We start from the raw sequence: 21744 nt of genomic DNA, 5'->3' as shown, positions 1-21744 counted from the left end.
TCCGGAAACGGGAGAAATGACTGGATCTGCGGCGGAGGCGGCGCCGCGCGACCCGCGAGTGTACGGTCTTCGATGGCCAAAGCGCACGCCGGTTCACGCTGCCGGCGCCCAAACCGCGTCAAATTGTCGCAAGTCGCAAACGGACAGGAACCGATGTCCTTTTGCCAAATAGCCGTCATTACCCATCGATGATAGAATGCCGCGTCGCAGCAGCCCGGCTGTCCTGCCGTCCACGCGCCGAGCCGATCGTAGCCCGGACAGGTCCCCGACGAATAAACATGGAGTCTCGTGTGTCTTCAAGACGCCTCTTCCGTCCGTTGCTCGCCGTTCTCTTGATCGGCAGCGCGGGCCTTATGAGCGCTGCCCAAGCGCAGACCAAGCCCGAGCAAGCGCACGCCCAGCAGGCGCCGCTCAAGGCACCCGATACCATGGCCGAGCGCGTGCGCGGCTGTACCGCATGCCACGGCGTTCACGGCCAGGGCACGGACAACGACTATTTCCCGCGGCTTGCCGGCAAGCCCGCCGAGTACCTGTACAACCAGCTCGTCAACTTCCGTGACGGCCGGCGCAAGTACCCGCCGATGAACTACCTGCTGACGTACCTGAACGACGATTACCTGAAGGAAATCGCCGAGCACTTCTCCGCCGAGCGCCCGCCGTACCCGGCGCCGGCCAAGCCGACGCTGCCGGCTGCCACGCTCGCGCGCGGCAAGCAGCTCGTCACGCAAGGCGACCCGTCCCGCAAGCTGCCGGCCTGCGTGGCCTGCCACGGCGCAGGGCTGACCGGCATGCAGCCGGCGATCCCAGGCCTCGTCGGCCTGCACGCCGACTACCTGAGCGCACAGCTCGGCGCATGGCGCTCGGGCAACCGCCACGCGAAGGCACCTGACTGCATGCACGAGATCGCGTCGAAGCTGTCCGACGAAGACGTGACGGCCGTGACCGCATGGCTTGCGGCTCAACCGGCGCCCGCCAACCCCGTGCCGGCTCCGGCGCGTTCGATGAAGACTCCGCTCGCCTGCGGCAGCGAACCGCAATAAGGCAAGGGAGACAGACACAATGAAACGCAAGTCCCTGTTTGCACTCTCGGCTGCCGCAATTGTCGCCGCCGCCGCTCTCGTCCCGGTCCTGTGGCCGGGCAACGACACGCTGCACGGCGCTGCTGCCGTCGCGGCCACGCCGGCCGACCAGGCCGCGCTGATCAAGAAGGGCGAATACCTCGCGCGCGTCGGCGACTGTATCGCGTGCCACACCGTGCGCGGCGGCAAGTCGTTCGCGGGCGGCCTGCCGATGGCGACGCCGTTCGGCACGATGTACACCCCGAACATCACGCCGGACGACAAGGACGGTATCGGCAAGTGGACGTCGGACGACTTCTACCGCGCGATGCACTCCGGCCGTTCGAAGGACGGCAGCCTGCTCTACCCGGGCTTCCCGTTCGCGAGCTACACGAAGGTCACGCGCGCCGACTCGGACGCGATCTACGCGTACCTGCGTTCGGTCGCACCGGTGTCGGTGCCGAGCCGTCCGCACGAACTGAAGTTCCCGTTCAACAACCGTAACCTGCTGATCGGCTGGCGCACGCTGTTCTTCAAGGAAGGCGAGTACAAGCCGGATCCGACGAAGTCGGTCGAATGGAACCGCGGTGCGTACCTCGTCGAAGGCCTGGGCCACTGCTCGATGTGCCACACGTCGATCAACATGATGGGCGGCCCGGTGAGCTCGGCAGCCTTCGCGGGCGGCCTGATCCCGCTGCAGAACTGGTATGCGCCGTCGCTGACGAACGACAAGGAACTCGGCCTCGGCGACTGGCACGTGCAGGAGCTGTCCGACCTGCTGCAGGCCGGCGTGTCGAACAAGGGCGCGGTGTTCGGCCCGATGGCCGACGTCGTGCACAACAGCCTTCAGTACATGAACGACGAAGATACGCGCGCCATGTCGACGTACCTGAAGTCGATCCCGCAGAAGGCTGAAGCGCCGAAGAACATGCAGTACGAGCCGTCGAAGCAGTTCGGCAATGCACTGTTCGACCAGGGCAAGAAGATCTACGCGGACAACTGCGCGACCTGCCACGCCGAAACCGGCTCGGGCAAGCCGCCGGCCTATCCGCCGCTGGCAGGCAACCACTCGATCGTGATGGAATCGGCAGTCAACCCGATCCGCATGGTGCTGAATGGTGGTTATCCGCCGAGCACGTTCAAGAATCCTCGTCCGTACGGGATGCCGCCGTTCGCACAGTCGCTGTCGAACCAGGAAGTCGCGGCAGTCGTCACGTATATCCGGATGTCGTGGGGCAACAACGGTACGCCGATCTCGCCGCAACAGGTGAGCGACCTGCGTTCCGCGCCGCTTGACTAAATAACGCGCGACACAGACGGGGGCGCGGCTGCGGGAAACCGCAGCCGCGCCCCTTTGCTTTTTGCGACGCCAGTTCCCCGCGCGGGCCGCGCGAGGCGTCGCCGATCATAAAACTCAAGAGTGGTATCTATGTCTTTCGAATCTCTCGGCCTGGCCGAACCGCTGGTCAAGGCGGTCAACGAGCTCGGCTACACGTCGCCGACCCCCATCCAGCAGCAGGCGATCCCGGCCGTCCTCGGCGGTGGCGACCTGCTCGCCGGCGCACAGACCGGCACCGGCAAGACCGCCGGCTTCACGCTGCCGATCCTCCAGCGCCTGCACACGTTCTATGCCGAGCACCGCGGCGCGAAGCGCGCGGTGCGCGCGCTGATCCTCACGCCGACGCGCGAACTCGCCGCACAGGTCGAGGAAAGCGTGCGTGCATACAGCAAATACGTGAAGCTGCGCTCGACCGTGATGTTCGGCGGCGTCAGCATCAATCCGCAGATCGATGCGCTCAAGCGCGGCGTCGACATCGTCGTCGCGACGCCGGGCCGCCTGCTCGATCACATGCAGCAAAAGACGATCGACCTGTCGGATCTCGACATCCTCGTGCTCGACGAAGCCGACCGGATGCTCGACATGGGCTTCATCCACGACATCAAGCGCGTGCTCGCGAAGCTGCCGCCGCAGCGCCAGAACCTGCTGTTCTCGGCCACCTTCTCCGACGAGATCAAGTCGCTCGCCGACAGCCTGCTCGACTCGCCCGCGCTGATCGAAGTCGCACGCCGCAACACCCCCGCGGAAAGCGTCGCGCAGAAGATTCACCCGGTCGACCGCGATCGCAAGCGCGAGCTGCTCACGCACCTGATCCGCGAACACAACTGGTTCCAGGTGCTCGTGTTCACCCGGACGAAGCACGGCGCGAACCGGCTCGCCGAACAGCTGACGAAGGACGGCATCAGCGCGATGGCGATCCACGGCAACAAGAGCCAGTCGGCCCGCACGCGCGCACTCGCCGAATTCAAGAACAGCACGCTGCAGGTGCTGGTCGCGACCGACATCGCCGCACGCGGGATCGACATCGACCAGTTGCCGCACGTCGTCAACTTCGACCTGCCGAACGTGCCGGAAGATTACGTGCACCGGATCGGCCGTACGGGCCGCGCGGGCGCGACCGGCGAAGCCGTGTCGCTCGTGTGCGTCGACGAGAAGCAACTGCTGCGCGACATCGAGCGGCTCATCAAGCGCGAGATTCCGCAGGAAGTGATCGCGGGCTTCGAACCCGATCCGACCGCGAAGCCGGAGCCGATCCAGCAGCGCCGCGGCCAGCAGCCGCGTGGCGGACACGGCGGCGGCGGTGGCGGCAATCGCCAGCCGCGTGCAGGCGGCTCAGGCCAGCCGGCCGCGAAGCGCGACGGCAACGCGCAGCCGAAGGCCGCGAAGGCGGCGAAGCCGCGCACGGCAGGCGGCGCGAACAGCAACAGCGGCAATGGCGGCGGCAGCGGTCGACCGTCCGCCGGCAACGGCGCACGTCCCGCGACCGGCAATGCCGCGCACGCGAACCGTAACCGTTCGTCGCGCAGCGGCCAGCGCGGTCACTGAAGCCGCGCGGCCGCGCGCCGCAGATGCTCGACCTGGCGCTGCCAGCGTGCGAGCACCTCGGCGCACGCCCCTTCCAGCGCAAACGTGACGCCCGTCGCGAGACGCGCATAGCCGACCCGCTGCGCATCGCCGTGCGCGATCGTCGCAGCGAATCCGGCCAATCCGCCGAAGTCCCCTTCGAGCGGTTCGATCCTCAGTTGAGCCTGCCAGAACGCCCCGTCCGCGACGAGCGTCAACGCGGCTGCACGCCGTTGCGCAAGCGCGCGCGCCGCACGCGACTGCGGCCATAGCGCGAGCAGCAACGTGCCCGCATCGCGTGCGTAGATCTCGCCGACGCTGAGCAGCGTCGTGCGCAACTGGCCGTCGTCGGTCGCGACGATCAACGATGCGGCGAAGTCGGCGTGGCGTTCGAGCGCGGTGCCGTCGAACAGTGCGACGACGGCCGGCGGCCACGCGTCGAACGTCCATTGTTCGAGCGCGTGGCGATGGGAATCGGTCATGGTGGCGGCCCCGGTGGAAAGCGGATGACGATACCGCAGCATACGCGCCGGCCGGTTCACGCAGAGACGATCAGCGGAAGAACACGTGCTGCGTGAGCTTCGTGAGCGGATAGTGGACGCCCGGCTGGATCTTCGCGGGCAGGTCGAGCGGCTTGAGCAGCATCTTCACGCACATGTCGGCCGACAGGTTGCGTCGCACCAGCGAGTTGATGCGCGCCACGCGCGCACGATTGTATTCGCTGTCGCCGACGCGCTCCGGATAGCGGATCGCGAACACGTGGCGCAGCGCGATCTCCGAATCCTCGTTCTTGATTTCCATCACGCGACGCATCAGCGCACCGAGCACGGCGAGCCGGCCGTTGCCTTCGAGCTGGTTGTACTTCTTGAAGTATTTGAAGAAGTGCTTGTAGTGGCGCACTTCGTCCGTGCGGATGTTGTCGGTGATTTCCTTCAGCACGGGCTCGTCAGAGCACTCGTTGATCGCGCGATACAGCGTGGCCGTGCCCGTTTCGACGACGCAGCGCGCGACCATCTCGAGCGCGCGCGTCTTCTCGAACGCCTCGATCGAGCAGGTCTTCGAATACTCGTCGAAGAAATTCGCGAACGCCGTATCCCAGTCGAACTCCGGCCACACGTGCGCGATATACGCCTTCAACGCGCGGCCATGCTGCAATTCTTCGTGCTCCCATGCATTGTTGAGCCACTCGGATACTTCGGGGTCGTCGTTGAAAAACTCGCTCAGGTTGCTCGTGTACAGATCGGAGCCGCTCTCGATGAACGATGCCGCGCACAGCAGCAGCAGCAAATCCTCGTTCGCAGCGGCGCGCGGACGATCGATCCGGTTCAGATCGATGTCCTCGATACGCCACGGCATGACATGCGTCGTTTCAGTGTGCATGGTGATGCGCTCCCAGTCGTCGCGCGACCGTCCGGCCCGTGCCTTCGGCACCGGCCCGGAGCGCCCGCAGGCGACGTTTTGCTTGCATTTATAGTGGATTGGTCCGGCCGAACCATTCTGGCATCTTAGCCGGACTTCGATCTTCGTGCTTCAGAGCACTGACCATACCTGACGGGCGCAGTTCCGCCGCGCATATTGCCGTTCGTTAGATGAGTTCCTCAAACGGATTGCGCGCATGCGACGGCATGCGCTGCAGCAAGCAAAACGGGCGGCCGTTCGGCCGCCCGTCGGGGCACCACACTGGAAGCGTTCCGTCAGAAACCGGCCGCCAGCCCGTCACGGCGGCTGTCGCTCGCGGCCACGTAGCCGCGCTCGGGATCGTCCGGATCGAGGCGCCACACGAACTGCCCCGAACCGAAATCCATGTAGGGATCGTCGATCGACTTGATCGTATGGCCGCGCGCGGCGAGCGCATCGACCGTATCGCGATTCATCGTCGCCTCGACGTCGAGCGTGAAGTCGCGATTGACCTTCCAGCGCGGCGCGCAGCATGCGGCCTGCGGCTGCTGCCCGTAGCCGAGCATCCGCACGATGGTCTGCAGATGGCCCTGCGGCTGCATGTCGCCGCCCATCACCCCGAAGCTCATCACGGCCTCGGTGCGGCCGTTCGCTTCCTCGGTGACGAACGCCGGAATGATCGTGTGGAACGGCCGCTTGCCGCCCGCGACGACGTTCGGCGACGCCGGGTCCATCGAGAAGCCGTGCCCGCGGTTCTGCAATGCAATGCCGGTGCCCGGCACGACGAGACCCGAGCCGAAGCCCATGTAGTTCGACTGGATGAAGCTCACCATCATCCCGCGCTCGTCCGCGGCCGACAAATAGATCGTGCCGCCCGAATGCGGCCGGCCGGCCGCGAAGTGCGTCGCGCGCGAGCGGTCGATCAGCTTCGCGCGCTCCGCGAGATACGCATCGTCGAGCATTTGCTCGGGCGTCACTTCCATCGCGCGCGGATCGGCGACGTAGCGATAGACGTCCGCGAACGCGAGCTTCATCGCCTCGATCTGCAGGTGCTGCGAGTCGACCGAATCGACGGGCCATTCGGTCACGCCCGCATGCTCGGCGATGCCGAGCGCGATCAGCGCGGCGATGCCCTGCCCGTTCGGCGGAATCTCGTGAATCGTATGGCGGCCGAAGCGCTTGCCGATCGGCTCGACCCATTCCGGCCGGTACGCGCGCAGGTCGGCTTCGGTCAGTGCACCGCCGCCTTCGCGCGAGAACGCCGCGATCTGCCCGGCGAGTGCGCCCTCGTAGAATGCGCGCGCACCTTCCTTCGCGAGCGTGCGCAGCGTCTGCGCGTGGCCCGGCAGGCACATGCGCTCGCCGACGAGCGGCGCGCGCCCGCGCGGCATGAAGGTCTCGGCGAAGCCCGGCAGCCCCTGCAACTCGGGCACCGCGGCCGCCCACTTGTGCGCGACGATCGGCGACACGGAATAGCCGCGCTCGGCGATCTCGATCGCCGGCTCGAGCAGGTCCGCGAACGGCAGCGAGCCGAACTTCGCGTGCAGCGCCTCCCAGCCCGCGATCACGCCCGGCACCGTGACGGTATCCCAGCCGCGCGTCGGCTTGTTAGCGATGCCATTCGCGTCCTCGCCGTGGCGCTTGCGGAAATAGTCTGGGTTCCACGCGGCAGGCGCGACGCCCGACGAATTCAGGCCCGACAGCCGCTCGCCGTCCCACACCAGCGCGAACGCGTCGCCGCCCAGCCCGCACGACACGGGTTCGACCACCGTGATCGCAGCCGCGGCGGCCAGCGCCGCGTCGACGGCGTTGCCGCCCTTCCACAGCATCCGCAGCCCGGCCTGCGCCGCGAGCGGGTGCGACGTCGACACTACGTTGCGTGCGAACACCGGAATGCGGGTCGTCGGATACGGGTTGTGCCAGTTGAAGCCAGTCATCGGTTCTACCTCGTCGAAAGCTGAATGAACGCGCGCCCGCGCGTGCGGGCAGTCCGTCATTGCAGCGCGATCCGCGCAATCGCACAAATTCATTTGTCACATGAATCCATGCAGTTTCCGCATGAATCGCCGGCCACCGTGCGCGGCAGGCCGGTCGAACGCCCTTCCCGCCCTTACAATAGCCGCTCCGCCTTACGATCCGACCGCCGAGCCATGACCCGAGATCCTCGCCTCACCCTGAACGCGCGCCAGCAGGAATTGCTCGAATGGGTGCAGCGCGACGGCTTCGTGACCGTCGACGATCTCGCCGCGCACTTCGCGGTCACGCCGCAGACGATCCGCCGCGACGTGAACTGGCTCGCCGACCTGAACCTGCTGCGCCGCTACCACGGCGGCGCAAGCCTGCCGACCAGTTCCGAGAACGTGTCGTACACCGCGCGCCAGCGGATGTTCCACGACGAGAAGCGGCGCATCGCGGCGCTCGCGGCGTCGCACATCCCCGACCAGGCATCGTTGTTCATCAACCTCGGCACGACGACCGAGGAAGTCGCCCGCGCGCTGAACCGGCATCACGGGCTGCACGTGATCACGAACAACCTGAACGTCGCATCGATGATGAGCGGCTACCCGGACTGCGAGGTGCTGATCACGGGCGGCATCGTGCGGCCGTGGGACAAGGGCATCGTCGGCGAACTCGCGATCGACTTCATCCGCCAGTTCAAGGTCGACTACGCGATCATCGGCACGTCGGCGATCGAGGCCGACGGCACGCTGCGCGACTTCGACACGCGCGAGGTGCGCGTCGCCGAAGCGATCATGCAGCATGCGCGCACCGTCTATCTCGTCGCCGACCATTCGAAGGTCGACCGCCCCGCGCTGGTGCGCCAGGGGCACTTGAGCCAGGTGCATGCGCTCTTCACCGACAAGCCGCTGCCCCCCGAGATGGCCGATGCAGTCGCGGCCGCCGGTACCCAGGTGTACGTCGCGGAATGACGGTTGCAATGCTGCACCGCACCTGAAACTTCAAGTGAAATCAAGAAGTTGGCGCGCCGGCCGGACCGCTTGCAGCTTGCGTGCCTGTCAAACTGAAAATTAACGGGGCACGATTTGTCGTTGCCCGCGCGCTCGACTAGACTCCAGTTCCCCGGCCCGTTCGCCCGATCCGCCCTGCCAAGGCGTGTGCGAATCCCAAGGCCGGCGAATACAGCTTTCCCCCCAAGCCATACCCTGCGGGGTATCGCGCACCGGCGCGTGTGCCGGCCGCGCGGGCAAACCGGTTGCCATGGAGAGAACGATGCTGAGTCCGCATGAATTCGCCACGCTACTGCTAGTGAAAGACGCCCCCGATCACGGCGACATGGATCGCGATGAACTCGACGCGCTGCTCGAACAGCAGCTCGTTCGACTGGAAGGACTGGGATCGGGACGCAAATACTGCGTGACCGAAACCGGCGACGCCGCGTTGCGATCGATCAAATGCCGCTATTCGTGAAGTCCCGCTGTTCCTGACCTGAGCGCGCCGGCCGGATTCCCGGCCGTGCCGCCTTCCCAGCTCGTTCCGCCTCCCGCAGCTTCTCCGCGTCAGCCGCCGCGCAGCGTCGGATCGACCGCGGCCCGCCAGCTCACCGCCTGCGCACGCGCGCCGTTGAAATACGCGACCCAGCCGGCACGCCCCGCCGCGTCCGGCGCCGCATAGTGCGTCGAAAGTTCGTTTACGAACGCACAATAGTTCGCTTGCGTCAGCCCGCGATACCGTTTCGCGACGTACGCGTCGTACAGCGTCGAATAGACAGGCTGCGCGTCCGCGCCCCAGTCGCGCGCGGCGCCGCCGCACGACGTCTGCAGGTCGACGAACGACGGCGCACGCCAGTTGCCGGCCAGCGGCGGGGTGCCGGCGGCGCATCCTGCCAGAACGACGGCGCACGCGCCGGCCCACATCCCAATACGCATGATTCACCTCGCGAAACGGTCGATTCCGCCAGTATCGTCCGGGATCGCGCCGCGCGCTACTGGCCCTGCTTTTTCGAACTTTACTTTTTCGATTTCGTTCGTTAAATTTCGAATTCGAACATTCCGTGTTCGCCAATTTCCATCAGACGATAAGGACAGCAGGGTGACTCAACCGAATCGCTACGATCTGCTCGTCGTCGGCGGCGGCATCAACGGCGCGGGCATCGCGCGCGATGCGGCCGGCCGCGGCCTGTCGGTCCTGCTCTGCGAGCAGGACGACCTCGCGTCGCACACGTCGTCGTGCAGCACGAAGCTGATTCACGGCGGCCTGCGCTATCTCGAATACAACGAATTCGGACTGGTGCGCAAAGCGCTGCAGGAGCGCGAGACGCTGCTGCGCGCGGCGCCGCACATCATGTGGCCGCTGCGCTTCGTGATGCCGCACATGCCGAACCTGAGGCCGGCGTGGCTGATCCGCATCGGCCTGTTCCTCTACGATCACCTCGCCAAACGCGAACTGCTGCCGGGCTCGCGCGGCATCGACATGCGGCGCCATGCGGCCGGCGCGCCGCTGATCGACTCGATCAAGCGCGGCTTCGTGTATTCGGACGGCTGGGTCGACGACGCACGCCTCGTCGTGCTGAACGCGCTCGATGCGCAGGAGCGCGGCGCCGAGATCCTGACGCGCACGAAGCTCGTATCCGCCGAACGCCACGGCGACGAATGGGAAGCACGGCTGCAGCACGCGGACGGTTCGATCCGCGTCGTGCACGCGCGCGCGGTCGCGAACGCGGCCGGCCCGTGGGTCGGCGACGTGCTGCACGGCGCGCTGGGCCGCGGCGCGCATCACAGCGTGCGGCTCGTGAAGGGCAGCCACATCGTCACGCGGCGCCTGTTCGATCATGACCACGCCTACATCTTCCAGAACCCGGACAAGCGGATCATCTTCGCGATTCCGTACGAACACGACTTCACGCTGATCGGCACGACCGACGTCGAATACACGAGCGATCCCGCGAAGGTCGCGATCGACCGCGACGAGACGCAGTATCTGTGCGAGTCGATCAACCGCTACTTCAAGCGCAAGATCTCACCGGCCGACGTGCACTGGACCTATTCGGGCGTGCGTCCGCTGCTCGAGGACGAGAACGCGGCGAACGCATCGGCCGTCACGCGCGACTACCGCCTCGAGATGGACGACGGCGCCGGTGCGCCGCTGCTGTCGGTGTTCGGCGGCAAGATCACGACGTTCCGCAAGCTCGCCGAGGAAGCCGGCGACATGCTGTGCCGCGCGCTCGGCCGCGATGCGAAGACGTGGACGGCCGGCGCCCCCCTGCCGGGCGGCGACATCGCGAACGCGAAGTTCGACGCATTCGCCGGCGCGTTCGCGAAACGCCATCCGTGGCTGCCTGCCGCACTTGCACGCCGTTATGCGCGTGCGTACGGCACGCGTGCGGAGCGCGTGATCGATGGCGCGAAGTCGCTCGCCGACCTGGGCGCCGAGATCGCACCGGGCATTCACGACGCCGAACTGCGCTACCTGCGCGACGTCGAATGGGCGACCTGCGCGCAGGACGTGCTGTGGCGCCGCTCGAAGCTCGGCCTGCACGTCACGCCGGGCACGCTCGACGCCGTGACGGCCGCGATCGACGCGTGGTTCGCCGCCGTGCACGCACCGCACGCCTGATTCCGATTGCAGTAGCAGTTGCGTTACCGACGTTGACTCACCGACGCGCCGCCACACGCGGCGCGCATCACAACTACGCCAATCCACGGATGGAGATGAGAGACATGCAGGATCAGTACATCCTCGCGCTTGACCAGGGCACGACGAGCTCCCGCGCAATGCTGTTCGATCGCCAGGGCAACATCGTATCGATCGCCCAGAAGGAATTCGAACAGATCTACCCGCAACCCGGCTGGGTCGAGCACGACCCGCAGGAAATCTGGTCGACGCAGGCGGGCGTCGCCGCCGAAGCGGTCACGCGCACCGGCCTGAACGGCACGTCGATCGCCGCGATCGGCATCACCAACCAGCGCGAGACGACCATCGTCTGGGATCGCGAGACGGGCCAGCCGGTGTACAACGCGATCGTCTGGCAGGACCGCCGCACCGCCGACTTCTGCGATTCTCTGAAGAAGCAGGGCCTCGAGGCGAAGGTGCGCGCGAAGACCGGCCTGCCGATCGACTCGTACTTCTCCGCTACCAAGATCCGATGGATCCTCGACAACGTGCCGGGCGCGCGCGAGAAGGCGCGCCAGGGCAAGCTCGCCTTCGGCACCGTCGACAGCTGGCTCGTATGGAACTTCACGAAGCACGAGCTGCACGTGACCGACGTGACGAACGCATCGCGCACGATGCTGTTCAACATCCACACGCGCGAGTGGGACAGCGAGCTGCTCGAACTGCTCGACATCCCGCGCAACATGCTGCCGGAAGTGAAGGCGTCGTCGGAAATCTACGGCCACACGAAGACCACCGTGTTCGCATCGAAGATTCCGCTCGCGGGCATCGCCGGCGACCAGCACGCGGCGCTGTTCGGCCAGATGTGCACGACCTCGGGCATGGTGAAGAACACCTACGGCACCGGCTGCTTCCTGATGATGAACACCGGCAACAAGCCGATCGAGTCGAAGAACAACCTCGTGACGACGATCGCGTGGCAGATCGGCGACGACGTGCAGTACGCGCTCGAGGGCAGCATCTTCATCGCTGGCGCGGTCGTGCAGTGGCTGCGCGACGGCGTCGGCATCATCAAGACGGCCGCCGAAATCGAAGCGCTCGCCGCGAGCGTGCCGCACACCGACGGCGTCTATCTCGTGCCGGCGTTCGCGGGCCTCGGCGCGCCGCACTGGAACGCACGGGCACGCGGTTCGGTGTTCGGCGTCACGCGCGGCACGACGTCCGCGCACCTCGCACGCGCGGCGCTCGACGCAATCGCCTACCAGTCGCTCGATGTGCTGGCCGCGATGGAGGCCGACTCGGGCATCAGCATCGGCGAGCTGCGCGTGGACGGCGGCGCAAGCGCGAACAACCTGCTGATGCAGTTCCAGGCCGACCTGCTCGGCGTCGACGCGGTGCGTCCGCAGATCACCGAGACGACCGCGCTCGGCGCGGCCTACCTCGCGGGGCTCGCGATCGGCTACTGGAAGAACCTCGACGAAGTGCGCAGCCAGTGGCAGCTCGATCGCCGCTTCTCGCCGTCGATGCCGAAGGAGCAGGTCGAACGCTGCATGGCCGGCTGGCAACGCGCGGTGCGCGCCGCCAAGGCGTGGGCCGACGACGCGCAGTAATCGCAAACAATCCAGAGAAATACAACAACATCGGCGGACCGCGCAGCGCGCGAGTCCGCCGCGACTTACGAGAGACAAATCATGTCACCTTATATTGCAGAATTCATCGGCACCGCGATCCTCGTGCTGCTCGGCAACGGCGCGGTCGCAAACGTGCTGCTTGCGAAGACCAAGGGCAAAGGCGCGGACCTGATCGTGATCGTGATGGGCTGGGCGATGGCCGTGTTCGTCGCCGTCTACGTGACCGCGTCGTTCAGCGGCGCGCACCTGAACCCGATCGTGACGATCAGCCTTGCGCTCGCGGGCAAGTTCGCGTGGTCGAAAGTCGGCGGCTACATCCTCGCGCAGATGCTCGGCGGGATGGCCGGCTCGCTGCTCGTGTGGCTCGCGTATCGCCAGCACTTCGCGAAGGAAGTCGACGCCGACCTGAAGCTCGCGGTGTTCTGCACGGCGCCCGCGATCCGCAGCGTCACGCACAACGTGCTGACCGAAGCGATCTGTACGTTCGTGCTGATCCTCGGCGTGCTGTATCTGGCCTCGCCGCAAGTCGGCCTCGGCGCGCTCGACGCGCTGCCCGTCGGCCTCCTGGTGCTCGGCATCGGCATCTCGCTCGGCGGCCCGACCGGCTATGCGATGAGCCCGGCGCGCGACCTGTCGCCGCGCATCATGCATGCGCTGCTGCCGATCCCCGGCAAGCGCGACAGCGACTGGCGCTATGCGTGGGTGCCCGTGATCGGTCCGCTGCTCGGCGGCGCCGCGGCCGCCGGCCTGTATCTGCATCTGCACGCGATGGCCTGACCGCACTGCCATTCGCCACATTCGCCACATCCGGCGCGCGGCATAGGTTGCCGCGCGCTACCCTCCTTCCCCTCCCCTCGCACCTGCGCCGCTAGCGATCGCGCGCGGCCGGCACCAGAGACTTCAGCTTCACGCCCGGATCGGCAACCGCCGCCGGCGTCACGTCGATCGCGCGCTCGACCAGTATCCTCGCCACGCGCATTTCCTTCACGAAAGCCGACGCGCGACCGAAGCCGCTCGCCGCGACGAGCCGCTCGCCCGCGTCGAAATGGAAATGGATTTCGGCGTCGTCGCCGAGCACGCGCGCGACCGTCCGCTCGCCGAGCGCCGGCTCGCCGGCCACCTGCAGCTGCGCGTCGTATTGATCGGACCAGAACCATGGCGTGTCGCGATACGCTTCGTCGGCGCCGAGCATGTTGCGCGCCGCGACGCGCGCCTGCGTTTCGGCACCGTGCCACGTCTCCTGACGCACGAGCCGCCCCGACACGCCGCTCGGGAACACCGCGACGTCGCCGGCCGCATAGATGCCGCGTGCCGACGTCTCGAGCCGCGCGCTCACGACGATCCCGCGATCGACCGCCAGACCCGCGTCGCGCGCCAACTCGTCGGCCGGCTCGATCCCGATGCCGGCCACGACCGTATCGGCGATCAGCGTGTCGCCGTCGTCGAGCACGACCGCCAGCCCACCGTCGGCCGTTCGCCCGCCCGCCACCGGCCGGTCGCGACGCCGACATGTCGTGCCAGCAGAAGCGACAGATTGCGCGCATGGCAATACCTGGCGCTGCACCTGCGCGCGCCTGAGCAGCGCGTGGCGCCGCATCGAGCACCGTCACGCGGTGAAGGCGCGGCGCGTCGACGCCGCGACCTTCGAGGCCGACGAGCGCGCCGATGAGCATCGCGACCCAAGCATCGGGCACGAGCCGGTTGCCGAGCGCCGCCGCCGCGATCGTCGATGCGGCGGCAACGCGACGTCGAGTTCTACGCACCCGGAATCGCGAGGCGGCGCGCGCGGCCGCCGGTCGCGAGCAGCAGCGCGTCGTAATCGAATCGGCGGCCGCCCGACACGTGCAACTCCCGCGCCACCGGATCGATCCGCTCGACCGTCGCGACGATCGGCTCGATGTCGTCGGCACGCCATGCGTCCGGATCGCGCAGCCCGCATTGCGCCGCACTGCGTTCGCCGGTCAGCACGCCTTTCGACAGCGGCGGCCGCTCGTACGGCAGGTGCGGCTCGGCACCGATCAGCACGATGCGCCCGCGCCAGCCGCCTTCGCGCAGCACCTGCGCCGCGCGGCCACCCGCATGGCCCGCGCCGACGATCGCCATTACACGGTCGTTCGTCATCGCGTCACACCTCGATCAGGATGCGGCCGTCCTCGACCTTCGCGCGATAGGTGCGCAGCTTCTCGCAGGCGGGGGCCGACAGCGCCCGGCCGTCGCGCACGTCGAAGCGCCCGTTGTGCTTCGGGCATTCGATCACGTGGTCGAGCACGAGCCCGTCCGCGAGATGCACGCGCTCATGCGTGCACAGGCCATCGCTTGCGTACACGTTCCCGTCGATCCGGTAGATCGCGTACGTGCGGCCGTCGTGGTCGAAGCGCGCGACGTCTTCATCGTCGATATCGTCGAGTGCGCCGGTGTCGATCCATTGCGTCATGATGCGTGTCTCCCTGGCTGGAATGTTCGATGTCCGTCACGCGCGCGCCGCACCCGGCACCGGCCGCACGACGTGATGGGACGGATCGCGCGTCTGCCGGATCAGCGCCGGCACGATCTCCGCATACGCGGCCACGGTGCTGCGGTACGGCGGCGGCATGTCGGCCTTCACCGCGTCGTGCAGCGCCGGCAGCGCATGAAACGGCACCATCGGGAACATGTGATGTTCGACGTGGTAGTTCATGTTCCAGTACAGGAAGCGGAACACCGGATTCATCATCACGGTCCGGCAGTTGCGCCGATGGTCGAGCACGTTCTCGGGCATGCCGGCGTGCTGGGTGAGGCCGAAGTACAGGTACAGCCACGCGCCGTAGAGACTCGGCAGTCCGATGTATAGCAGCGGCAGGATCGTGCGCCAGTACAGCGACGCACCGATCACGAGTGTGTAGACGGCCAGATGGATGCGCGCCTCGCGCACGACCTTCGGCCATTCCGAGTCCGGCACGTACGTGCGCGCCTCGTCGTCGAGCCGGCCGGCGAACGCGAGCGCGATCATCTTGCGCAGCTCGCTCGCCACGTGCTTCAGCGCGACCACGTTCAACGCGAGTCCGAGCCAGTCGGTCGGCTTCGGCGCGGCGATTTCCGGATCGCGCCCGACCACCAGCGTGTCGGTGTGATGCCGCGCGTGGCTCCAGCGCCAGACCGTCGCGCGGCGGAACACCTGGAACGACGCGACCTGGTACAGCACGTCGTTCATCCAGCGCGTGCGAAATGCCGTGCCGTGCCCGCATTCGTGCCAGCGCGAGTCGGCCGGGCTGCAGTACAGCGTGCCGTACACGAAGAACGCGGGAATCGCCCACGCCGAATGCGCGCGCCATGCGAGCCACGCAAGCACGCCGCTCGCGACGATCGCCGCGTACCAGATCAGCGTGTCGCGGATTGCGCGCGCATCGTCGCGCTGCATCAATTGCTTCATCACCGGCCGCGGCACCGGGCACCGGTACCAGTCGGCGTTGGCGAGCCCCGCCGCCCGTGCGCGCTCGCCGGCGCCGCCGATCATTCGGTATTCCCGGCGGTGCGCCGCCGCGGTGCGCTCGTGCGCCTGGTCGTCCGTATGGGCCACTCGTGTCTCCTGGTTTCTCGTTCGCGGGAAGCGCGGCGAGCGCTTCGGCATGGAGCCAAAATTAGGCGACGGCCCTGCCCCGCTCAATCGAAACGTTGACGAAATTTCGCCATCGCTTTAGCGTTCCGGACAGCGCCACACCCCGCTGGCGACGACACAGGATGGAGACGACCATGGCCGACCCTACCGGGCCACGCTGGCGCAAGCGCACCGCACGCTTCGACGAGATCGCCGCGCTCGCCGGCGTCAGCACGACCACCGTCGACCGCGTGCTGAACGAGCGCGGCAGCGTGTCCGCGAACGCACGCGAGCGGGTGGTCGCGGCCGCCCGCCAGCTCGGCGTGCCGCGCCAGTTGCCCGACACGCGGCACGGGCTGCTCCATGTCGACGTGCTGCTGCCGGACACCGACACGCCGTTCTTCCGGCGGCTGCAGCAGGCGCTGCAACGCTCGCTGCAGATGCTCGACCGGCGCGTGGTCGTACACCGGACCATCCTGCCTGCCGCGGACGACGAACGCGCCGCCGCGCTGATCGAGCGGCCCGCGTACCGGCGCGCGGCGCTGATCGTCACCGCACGCGACACGCCGCGCGTGCACGACGCACTGGCCGGTGCGATCGCGCGCGGCGAGACCGTGGTCACGATGGTCACCGACATCGGCGGCATCTCGCGCGTGCACTACGCGGGCATCGACAACTATCGCGCCGGGCGCACGGCCGGCTACTACCTCGGCCGCCTCGCACCGCACCCGGGCCGCGTGCTGCTGCTGGGCGGACGCATGGGCTATCGCGCGCACGCCGACCGGATGGCCGGCTGTGTCGACCAGCTGACCGACGCATTCGCCGACCTCGGCTGCGACGAGCCGCCGGTCGAAACGCTCGACCAGGACGACCGCTGCTATCGCGCGGTGACGAACGCGCTGCACGCGCACGGCGACATCGTCGGGATCTACAACAGCGGTGCGGGCTCCGCCGGCATCGAGGCCGCGCTGCGCAAGGCGGGCGCGGCCGGGCGCGTCGTCTGGATCGGGCACGAGATGATCGATCTGCACCGCACGTACATCGAAGCCGGCTCGATGGACATCGCGATCGACCAGGATCCCGACGGCCAGGCGATCTCCGCGCTGCAGCACGTGCTGCATGCGTGCGGCATCGTCGAACAGCCGCCGCCCGCCGACCCGGTCGAGTTCCGCGTGTTCTGTTCGGCCAACGTGCGCACCAGCCCGTATCTGCAGGGCTGACGCACACCGCGCCGCGCACCCGATGCACGGCGCAAAAATCGACCGCCGCATTGGCGATTTTTCGTCAACGTTTGTCATGCAGCCGGCCCGGCACGTCCGTACATTTGGCAGCCATCCAGGACAACGACGGACGGCAGGCGATGGCTGAAGCGATCCTCATCGGCGTGAACCTCGACGGCGTGCTCGAACACGACGGCCTGCCGCTGCCCACGCCCGCCGAGCGGTTCCGGATGATCGCCGGCGCCGGCGTGTTCGACTATGTCGAAAAGAACCCGGTGCGCGGCGAGGACCTGTCGCCGTATTTCGCGCTGGTCGACCGGCACGCGCTGCCGATTCGCGCGATCGGCGGCATCTGGCGCGCCGGCCGCGACGAAGCGCACGTCGCCGAGATCGTCGACGCCGGTGCGCGGTTCGGCAGCACGGTGCTCAACTGCCAGCTGTACGCGCACCACGCGCACGGCCATCCGCTGTCGGACCGCGAAGTCGCCGATTTCTACCTGCGCGCATACGAACGCGGCGAGCCGGTCGGCTGCCTGCCGAGCCTCGAAGTGCACGTCGACATGTGGAGCGAGGATTTCACGCGCGTGGCACGTGTCGCGCGGCACGTCGAGCAGGCCGGCGTGCCGTTCCGGATCACGCTCGACCATTCGCACCTGCTGTTCAAGATCGGCAACCGCGCCGAACTCGACGCGTCGGGCCTGCACGAGCCGGCCGACAGCGCGTACCGCCTGCTCGCCCCGACGTCGCCGTCGGCCCTCTACGCCGACTGGATCGCGCGCGGCTGGGTTCGCCATGCTCATGCGCGCAGCGTGATTCCGAACAACCCGGAGAACCGCTGGATGCGCCGCGCGGACGGACGGCCCGGCCGCGGAATCCAGTACCCGTTCGTCGCGCCGCCACCGGGCACCTATCACGGCGAGTGGCGCGCCGCGTCGCTCGACACGTGGAAAACGGCGCTACGGCGCCTGCTGCAGTGGCAGGTTCATGCACGGCCGGCGCGGCTCGAGCAGATCAGCTGCGAGTTCATCCCGTTTCCCGACTACGGCGGCGGCGCCCGCTATTCGATCTTCGACAACAACGTCGCGTGCGCGCAATGGCTGCGCGACACGTGGCGCGCGCTCGCGTCGGCACCGGACGCCGTACCGGCCGGCAACCCCGCGCGCAGCTTCGCCTGATTCGCCCTGCCCCACCCGAGACCCGAGGAGACAACGATGACGCAACACGCATTCCACTTTTCGCTGAACCGGATGAGCGCGCCGCGCCTGCCGCTCGACCGCTATGTCGCGCTATGCAGGCGACTCGGCGTCGACACGATCGAGATCCGCAACGATCTGGACGGCGTCGAGATCACCGACGGCACGCCGGCCGCCGCGGTGCGCGCGGCGGCCGAAGCCGGCGGCGTGACGATCCTGACGATCAACGCGCTGCAGCGCTTCGAGCAATGGAGCGCCGAGCGCGCGGACGAAGCGACCGTGCTCGCCGACTACGCCGCGCAATGCGGCGCGCGTGCGCTGGTGCTGTGCCCGACCAACAGCCGCGCCGACTCGCGCGACGCCGACGCACGCCATGCGGATCTCGTGACGGCGCTGAAGGCGCTCAAGCCGATCCTCGATGCGCGCGGCCTGCTGGGTTTCATCGAACCGCTCGGCTTCGAGGAATGCGCGCTGCGCCGCAAGTCGGACGCGGTGAAGGGCATCTACGCGGCAGCCGGCGAACAGGTGTTCCGGCTCGTGCACGACACGTTCCACCATCACCTGGCGGGCGAAGACATCTTCTTCCCGAACCTGACGGGCCTCGTGCACATCTCGGGCGTCGAGGAAAGCGACCTGCCGGTCGACCGGATGCGCGACGGCCATCGTGTGCTGGTCGGCGGCGCCGACCGGCTCGGTAACGTCCGGCAACTGCGCGAACTGCTCGCGCGCAGCTATCGGGGCGCATTCTCGTTCGAGCCGTTCGCGAACGAAATCGCCGAAGCCGACGACATCGAAGACCGGCTGCGGGCGAGCATCGATTACGTCCGCGGCGAGCTGGCCGCCCGCTGAGCGAGCGCGGCGGCGCAGGCCGCCGCGACACGCTTCGTGCCAGGCATCACGCCGCGCCCGAAGAGGCGCGCGATGCAACGCCGGCCAGCAAGACAATCCACAACAAAACGACGCAAGGTCTGGAGACGACATGAAACGAATCGCGCTTACCGCGCTTGGCTGCTCAGGAATCCTCTGTTATTCGCCTGCGTTCGCGCAGACGTCGGTCACGCTGTACGGCGTCGCCGACGCCGGCCTCGACTACGTGAGCCAGGTGCAAACCGGCAACGGCACCACCGCGTCGCGGTTGCGTGCGCAAAGCAGCGACTGGGGCGCGAGCCGGTTCGGGCTGCTCGGCCAGGAAGACATCGGCGGCGGCTACCGCGTGATCTTCAACCTCGAATCGGGCACCAACCTGATGTCGGGCACGGCGGGCGACGGCAACGGCCGCCTGTTCAGCCGCAAGGCGCTCGTCGGCGTGCGCAACGATCGGCTCGGCACGCTGACGTTCGGTCGCAACCTGTTCATCGCGAACGACCAGTGGGACATGGACCCGCTGCTGCAACAGGCATATTCGGCCACCGCGCTGGTGCGCAGCCGCAACGTGCCGATCACGAGCAACAACATCGAGTACCGGTCGCCGTCGTGGAACGGCTTCAGCCTGCATGCGCAGTACGCGCTCGGCAACCAGGCCGGCGGCTTCAACCTGGGCGCGGCGAACGAGTACGGCCGTAGCGACGGGGTCCAGCTCACGTACCGCAACGACTTCGTGATGCTGCGCGCGATGTACGACGAACTGCGCGACGCGAACGGCCGGATGAGCAACGTGTTCACGAGCTCGCGCGAAGTCTTCGCCGGTGCGAATCTCTATTGGCGCGCGCTGACGTTGCAGGCCGCCTACACGCACCTGAACGCGCCGGACACACCCGCCGGCCTCGCGCGCAACGCGGATCACTACTGGATCGGCGCACAGTATCGCGTGACGCCCGTGCTGTCGCTCGGCGGCGCCGCGTACTACGTGCACGTCGGTTCCGGCGCGGGCGATGCGACGCACGATCCGTCCGGCCATGCGTCGATGTTCGCGCTCGGCGGCGCATACAGCCTGTCCAAGCGGACGCTGCTCTACGCGACCGTCGCCCACGTGCGCAACGCGAGCGGCTCGAATTTCTCGGTCGCGAACAACAACCCCGGCAGCGACAACGACAACCTCGCGAATCCGCTGCCGGGCCGTTCGCAGACCGGCGTGAACCTCGGCATCAACCATTCGTTTTGATGGGCAACGCGGGCCACGGCCAACGCGCCGCGCCCGAACGGAAGACAACGGAGTCAACAGGAGAGCAGCATGATCGAATTCGCTTTGTTCGGCGCGGGAAGAATCGGGAAGATCCACGCGGCCAATCTGGCACGCCATCCGGGCGCGAAGCTCAAATACGTGGTCGACCGGCACGCGCCGTCGGCCGACGCGCTCGCGCATGCGCACGGCGCGCAGGTCGCCGACGTCGAACGCGCGCTAGGCGACGCATCCGTGCAGGCCGTCGTGATCGCGTCGAGCACCGACACGCACGCCGACCTGATCGTCGCGGCGGCGAACGCGGGCAAGGCGGTGTTCTGCGAGAAGCCGGTCGACCTCACCGTCGCGCGCTCGCGCGAATGCGCGGACGTCGTGCGACGCCGCGGCGTGACCTGCATGATCGGCTTCCAGCGCCGCTTCGATCCGACTTTCGCCGCGCTGAAGGCACGCGTCGAGCGCGGCGATATCGGCGTGCCGGAAATGCTGGTCGTCACGAGCCGCGACCCCGGCGCGCCGCCCGCCGACTATATCCGCAGCTCGGGCGGCATCTTCAAGGACATGCTGATCCACGACTTCGACGTGTTCCGCTGGATCCTCGGCGACGAAGCGCAGACGCTGCATGCGACCGGCAGTTGCCTGACCGATCCGGCCGTGCGCGACGCAGGCGACATCGATTCGACGGCCGTCACGATCCGCACGCGGCGCGGGCTGCTGTGCCAGATCAACACGTCGCGCCGCGCAGCTTACGGCTACGACCAGCGCTTCGAGCTGCTCGGCAGCCTCGGGATGCTGCAGGCCGGCAACGTGCGGCCGACCGAAGTCGCCGCGTGGTCCGCGAACGGCGTTGCAACGGACGTGCCGGAGCCATTCTTCCTCGAGCGCTACCGGCATGCGTACGCGGCCGAGATCGCGCACTTCGTCGATGCGCTGCGCGACGGCACGCCCGTCAGGACGACGATCGACGACGGGCTGGCCGCGCTCGAGCTGGCCGAGGCGGCAATGACGTCGTGGCAAACGGGGCGCGTGGTCGAGGTGTGACGCCTGCACAGCGGCGGCCGGCGCGAGCGGGCCGCCGCTG

At 67.7% G+C, this 21744-nt stretch carries 19 protein-coding genes and 2 pseudogenes; 13 read left to right on the top strand and 8 right to left on the bottom strand.

The genetic code is table 11. The annotated features are described in order from the left end of the window. The first annotated feature begins 278 nt into the window (after window positions 1-278). The 3 genes from J7024_RS17680 to J7024_RS17670 all read left to right on the top strand — a co-directional run bounded on the left by J7024_RS17680 (window position 279) and on the right by J7024_RS17670 (window position 3942). The gene (locus J7024_RS17680; protein WP_096507137.1) at window positions 279-1040 is read left to right on the top strand and encodes a c-type cytochrome; all 762 of its coding nucleotides are present in this window, start codon (window positions 279-281) and stop codon (window positions 1038-1040) included. Between the two features lie 19 nt (window positions 1041-1059). Continuing rightward, a complete protein-coding gene (locus J7024_RS17675) occupies window positions 1060-2358 on the top strand; it encodes a c-type cytochrome (RefSeq protein WP_124828912.1) in 1299 nt (432 codons plus the stop codon). Window positions 2359-2487: 129 nt separating this feature from the next. Continuing rightward, window positions 2488-3942, top strand: a complete 1455-nt coding sequence (locus tag J7024_RS17670) for a DEAD/DEAH box helicase (RefSeq protein WP_234745326.1) — start codon at window positions 2488-2490, stop codon at window positions 3940-3942. On the opposite strand, the gene J7024_RS17665 is transcribed toward J7024_RS17670, so the two are convergent. From J7024_RS17665 to J7024_RS17655, 3 genes are all read right to left on the bottom strand, one after another. Continuing rightward, the gene (locus tag J7024_RS17665; protein WP_124828916.1) at window positions 3936-4442 is read right to left on the bottom strand and encodes a hypothetical protein; all 507 of its coding nucleotides are present in this window, start codon (window positions 4440-4442) and stop codon (window positions 3936-3938) included. The genes J7024_RS17670 and J7024_RS17665 overlap by 7 nt on opposite strands. Before the next feature lie 70 nt (window positions 4443-4512). Continuing rightward, window positions 4513-5340: a ferritin-like domain-containing protein gene (locus J7024_RS17660; RefSeq protein ID WP_124828917.1), complete on the bottom strand. Its 828-nt coding sequence runs from the start codon at window positions 5338-5340 to the stop codon at window positions 4513-4515. A 314-nt stretch (window positions 5341-5654) separates the two neighbouring features. Next, entirely contained in the window at window positions 5655-7295 is a 1641-nt protein-coding gene (locus J7024_RS17655) for a gamma-glutamyltransferase family protein (protein WP_124828919.1), read from the bottom strand. 213 nt (window positions 7296-7508) lie between these two features. Between J7024_RS17655 and J7024_RS17650 the strand changes: the two genes are divergently transcribed. Continuing rightward, entirely contained in the window at window positions 7509-8288 is a 780-nt protein-coding gene (locus J7024_RS17650) for a DeoR/GlpR family DNA-binding transcription regulator (protein ID WP_124828921.1), read from the top strand. 301 nt (window positions 8289-8589) lie between these two features. Beyond that, on the top strand, window positions 8590-8787 hold the full coding sequence (locus tag J7024_RS17645; protein ID WP_044846784.1) for a hypothetical protein: 198 nt from the start codon (window positions 8590-8592) through the stop codon (window positions 8785-8787). 89 nt (window positions 8788-8876) lie between these two features. On the opposite strand, the gene J7024_RS17640 is transcribed toward J7024_RS17645, so the two are convergent. Continuing rightward, window positions 8877-9245: a hypothetical protein gene (locus J7024_RS17640; protein ID WP_175751300.1), complete on the bottom strand. Its 369-nt coding sequence runs from the start codon at window positions 9243-9245 to the stop codon at window positions 8877-8879. Window positions 9246-9408: 163 nt separating this feature from the next. Here J7024_RS17640 and glpD point away from each other — a divergent pair, with 163 nt between their 5' ends. From glpD to J7024_RS17625, 3 genes are all read left to right on the top strand, one after another. Next, on the top strand, window positions 9409-10932 hold the full coding sequence (glpD, locus tag J7024_RS17635; protein ID WP_124828923.1) for a glycerol-3-phosphate dehydrogenase: 1524 nt from the start codon (window positions 9409-9411) through the stop codon (window positions 10930-10932). 104 nt (window positions 10933-11036) lie between these two features. Next, on the top strand, window positions 11037-12539 hold the full coding sequence (glpK, locus tag J7024_RS17630; protein WP_124828924.1) for a glycerol kinase GlpK: 1503 nt from the start codon (window positions 11037-11039) through the stop codon (window positions 12537-12539). A gap of 81 nt (window positions 12540-12620) precedes the next feature. Continuing rightward, window positions 12621-13337, top strand: coding sequence for an MIP/aquaporin family protein (locus tag J7024_RS17625; RefSeq protein ID WP_096507128.1), 717 nt, complete (start codon window positions 12621-12623; stop codon window positions 13335-13337). Window positions 13338-13428: 91 nt separating this feature from the next. Here the strand turns inward: J7024_RS17625 and J7024_RS37540 are convergent. The 4 genes and pseudogenes from J7024_RS37540 to J7024_RS17610 form a co-directional block, all read right to left on the bottom strand. Further along, window positions 13429-14058, bottom strand: a pseudogene (locus tag J7024_RS37540) (oxidoreductase C-terminal domain-containing protein); the annotation flags it as partial. 68 nt (window positions 14059-14126) lie between these two features. Further along, window positions 14127-14681 (bottom strand): annotated as a pseudogene (locus tag J7024_RS37535) (FAD-dependent oxidoreductase); the annotation flags it as partial. Between the two features lie 4 nt (window positions 14682-14685). Next, window positions 14686-14994 carry a non-heme iron oxygenase ferredoxin subunit gene (locus tag J7024_RS17615; RefSeq protein WP_124828928.1) on the bottom strand — a complete coding sequence of 103 codons (309 nt, stop codon included), beginning with the start codon at window positions 14992-14994 and terminating at the stop codon, window positions 14686-14688. Between the two features lie 36 nt (window positions 14995-15030). Further along, the gene (locus tag J7024_RS17610) at window positions 15031-16167 is read right to left on the bottom strand and encodes a fatty acid desaturase family protein (RefSeq protein WP_124828930.1); all 1137 of its coding nucleotides are present in this window, start codon (window positions 16165-16167) and stop codon (window positions 15031-15033) included. Window positions 16168-16289: 122 nt separating this feature from the next. Here J7024_RS17610 and J7024_RS17605 point away from each other — a divergent pair, with 122 nt between their 5' ends. From J7024_RS17605 to iolG, 5 genes are all read left to right on the top strand, one after another. Continuing rightward, window positions 16290-17354 (top strand): LacI family DNA-binding transcriptional regulator, encoded by a 1065-nt coding sequence (locus J7024_RS17605; RefSeq protein WP_124828932.1) that lies wholly within the window; start codon window positions 16290-16292, stop codon window positions 17352-17354. A 140-nt stretch (window positions 17355-17494) separates the two neighbouring features. Continuing rightward, entirely contained in the window at window positions 17495-18529 is a 1035-nt protein-coding gene (locus J7024_RS17600; RefSeq protein WP_124828934.1) for a xylose isomerase, read from the top strand. A 36-nt stretch (window positions 18530-18565) separates the two neighbouring features. Further along, window positions 18566-19396: a TIM barrel protein gene (locus tag J7024_RS17595; protein ID WP_124828936.1), complete on the top strand. Its 831-nt coding sequence runs from the start codon at window positions 18566-18568 to the stop codon at window positions 19394-19396. 130 nt (window positions 19397-19526) lie between these two features. Continuing rightward, complete coding sequence (locus tag J7024_RS17590) at window positions 19527-20648, top strand: porin (protein ID WP_124828938.1); 1122 nt, start codon at window positions 19527-19529, stop codon at window positions 20646-20648. Between the two features lie 69 nt (window positions 20649-20717). After that, complete coding sequence (gene iolG / locus J7024_RS17585) at window positions 20718-21704, top strand: inositol 2-dehydrogenase (protein ID WP_124828940.1); 987 nt, start codon at window positions 20718-20720, stop codon at window positions 21702-21704. Window positions 21705-21744 lie beyond the last annotated feature (40 nt).

The organism is Burkholderia sp. WTPI3 (assembly GCF_021483755.1).
In the GTDB taxonomy this organism is placed as follows: domain Bacteria; phylum Pseudomonadota; class Gammaproteobacteria; order Burkholderiales; family Burkholderiaceae; genus Burkholderia.
Note: the sequence above shows the minus strand (reverse complement) of the source record. Positions and strands in the feature narration are given on the sequence as shown.

Coding starts and splice junctions, on each gene's coding strand:
- J7024_RS17680 (WP_096507137.1), top strand. CDS start 279: ATGGAGTCTCGTGTGTCTTCAAGACGCCTCTTCCGTCCGTTGCTCGCC.
- J7024_RS17675 (WP_124828912.1), top strand. CDS start 1,060: ATGAAACGCAAGTCCCTGTTTGCACTCTCGGCTGCCGCAATTGTCGCC.
- J7024_RS17670 (WP_234745326.1), top strand. CDS start 2,488: ATGTCTTTCGAATCTCTCGGCCTGGCCGAACCGCTGGTCAAGGCGGTC.
- J7024_RS17665 (WP_124828916.1), bottom strand. CDS start 4,442: ATGACCGATTCCCATCGCCACGCGCTCGAACAATGGACGTTCGACGCG.
- J7024_RS17660 (WP_124828917.1), bottom strand. CDS start 5,340: ATGCACACTGAAACGACGCATGTCATGCCGTGGCGTATCGAGGACATC.
- J7024_RS17655 (WP_124828919.1), bottom strand. CDS start 7,295: ATGACTGGCTTCAACTGGCACAACCCGTATCCGACGACCCGCATTCCG.
- J7024_RS17650 (WP_124828921.1), top strand. CDS start 7,509: ATGACCCGAGATCCTCGCCTCACCCTGAACGCGCGCCAGCAGGAATTG.
- J7024_RS17645 (WP_044846784.1), top strand. CDS start 8,590: ATGCTGAGTCCGCATGAATTCGCCACGCTACTGCTAGTGAAAGACGCC.
- J7024_RS17640 (WP_175751300.1), bottom strand. CDS start 9,245: ATGCGTATTGGGATGTGGGCCGGCGCGTGCGCCGTCGTTCTGGCAGGA.
- glpK (WP_124828924.1), top strand. CDS start 11,037: ATGCAGGATCAGTACATCCTCGCGCTTGACCAGGGCACGACGAGCTCC.
- J7024_RS17625 (WP_096507128.1), top strand. CDS start 12,621: ATGTCACCTTATATTGCAGAATTCATCGGCACCGCGATCCTCGTGCTG.
- J7024_RS17615 (WP_124828928.1), bottom strand. CDS start 14,994: ATGACGCAATGGATCGACACCGGCGCACTCGACGATATCGACGATGAA.
- J7024_RS17610 (WP_124828930.1), bottom strand. CDS start 16,167: ATGCCGAAGCGCTCGCCGCGCTTCCCGCGAACGAGAAACCAGGAGACA.
- J7024_RS17605 (WP_124828932.1), top strand. CDS start 16,290: ATGGCCGACCCTACCGGGCCACGCTGGCGCAAGCGCACCGCACGCTTC.
- J7024_RS17600 (WP_124828934.1), top strand. CDS start 17,495: ATGGCTGAAGCGATCCTCATCGGCGTGAACCTCGACGGCGTGCTCGAA.
- J7024_RS17595 (WP_124828936.1), top strand. CDS start 18,566: ATGACGCAACACGCATTCCACTTTTCGCTGAACCGGATGAGCGCGCCG.
- J7024_RS17590 (WP_124828938.1), top strand. CDS start 19,527: ATGAAACGAATCGCGCTTACCGCGCTTGGCTGCTCAGGAATCCTCTGT.
- iolG (WP_124828940.1), top strand. CDS start 20,718: ATGATCGAATTCGCTTTGTTCGGCGCGGGAAGAATCGGGAAGATCCAC.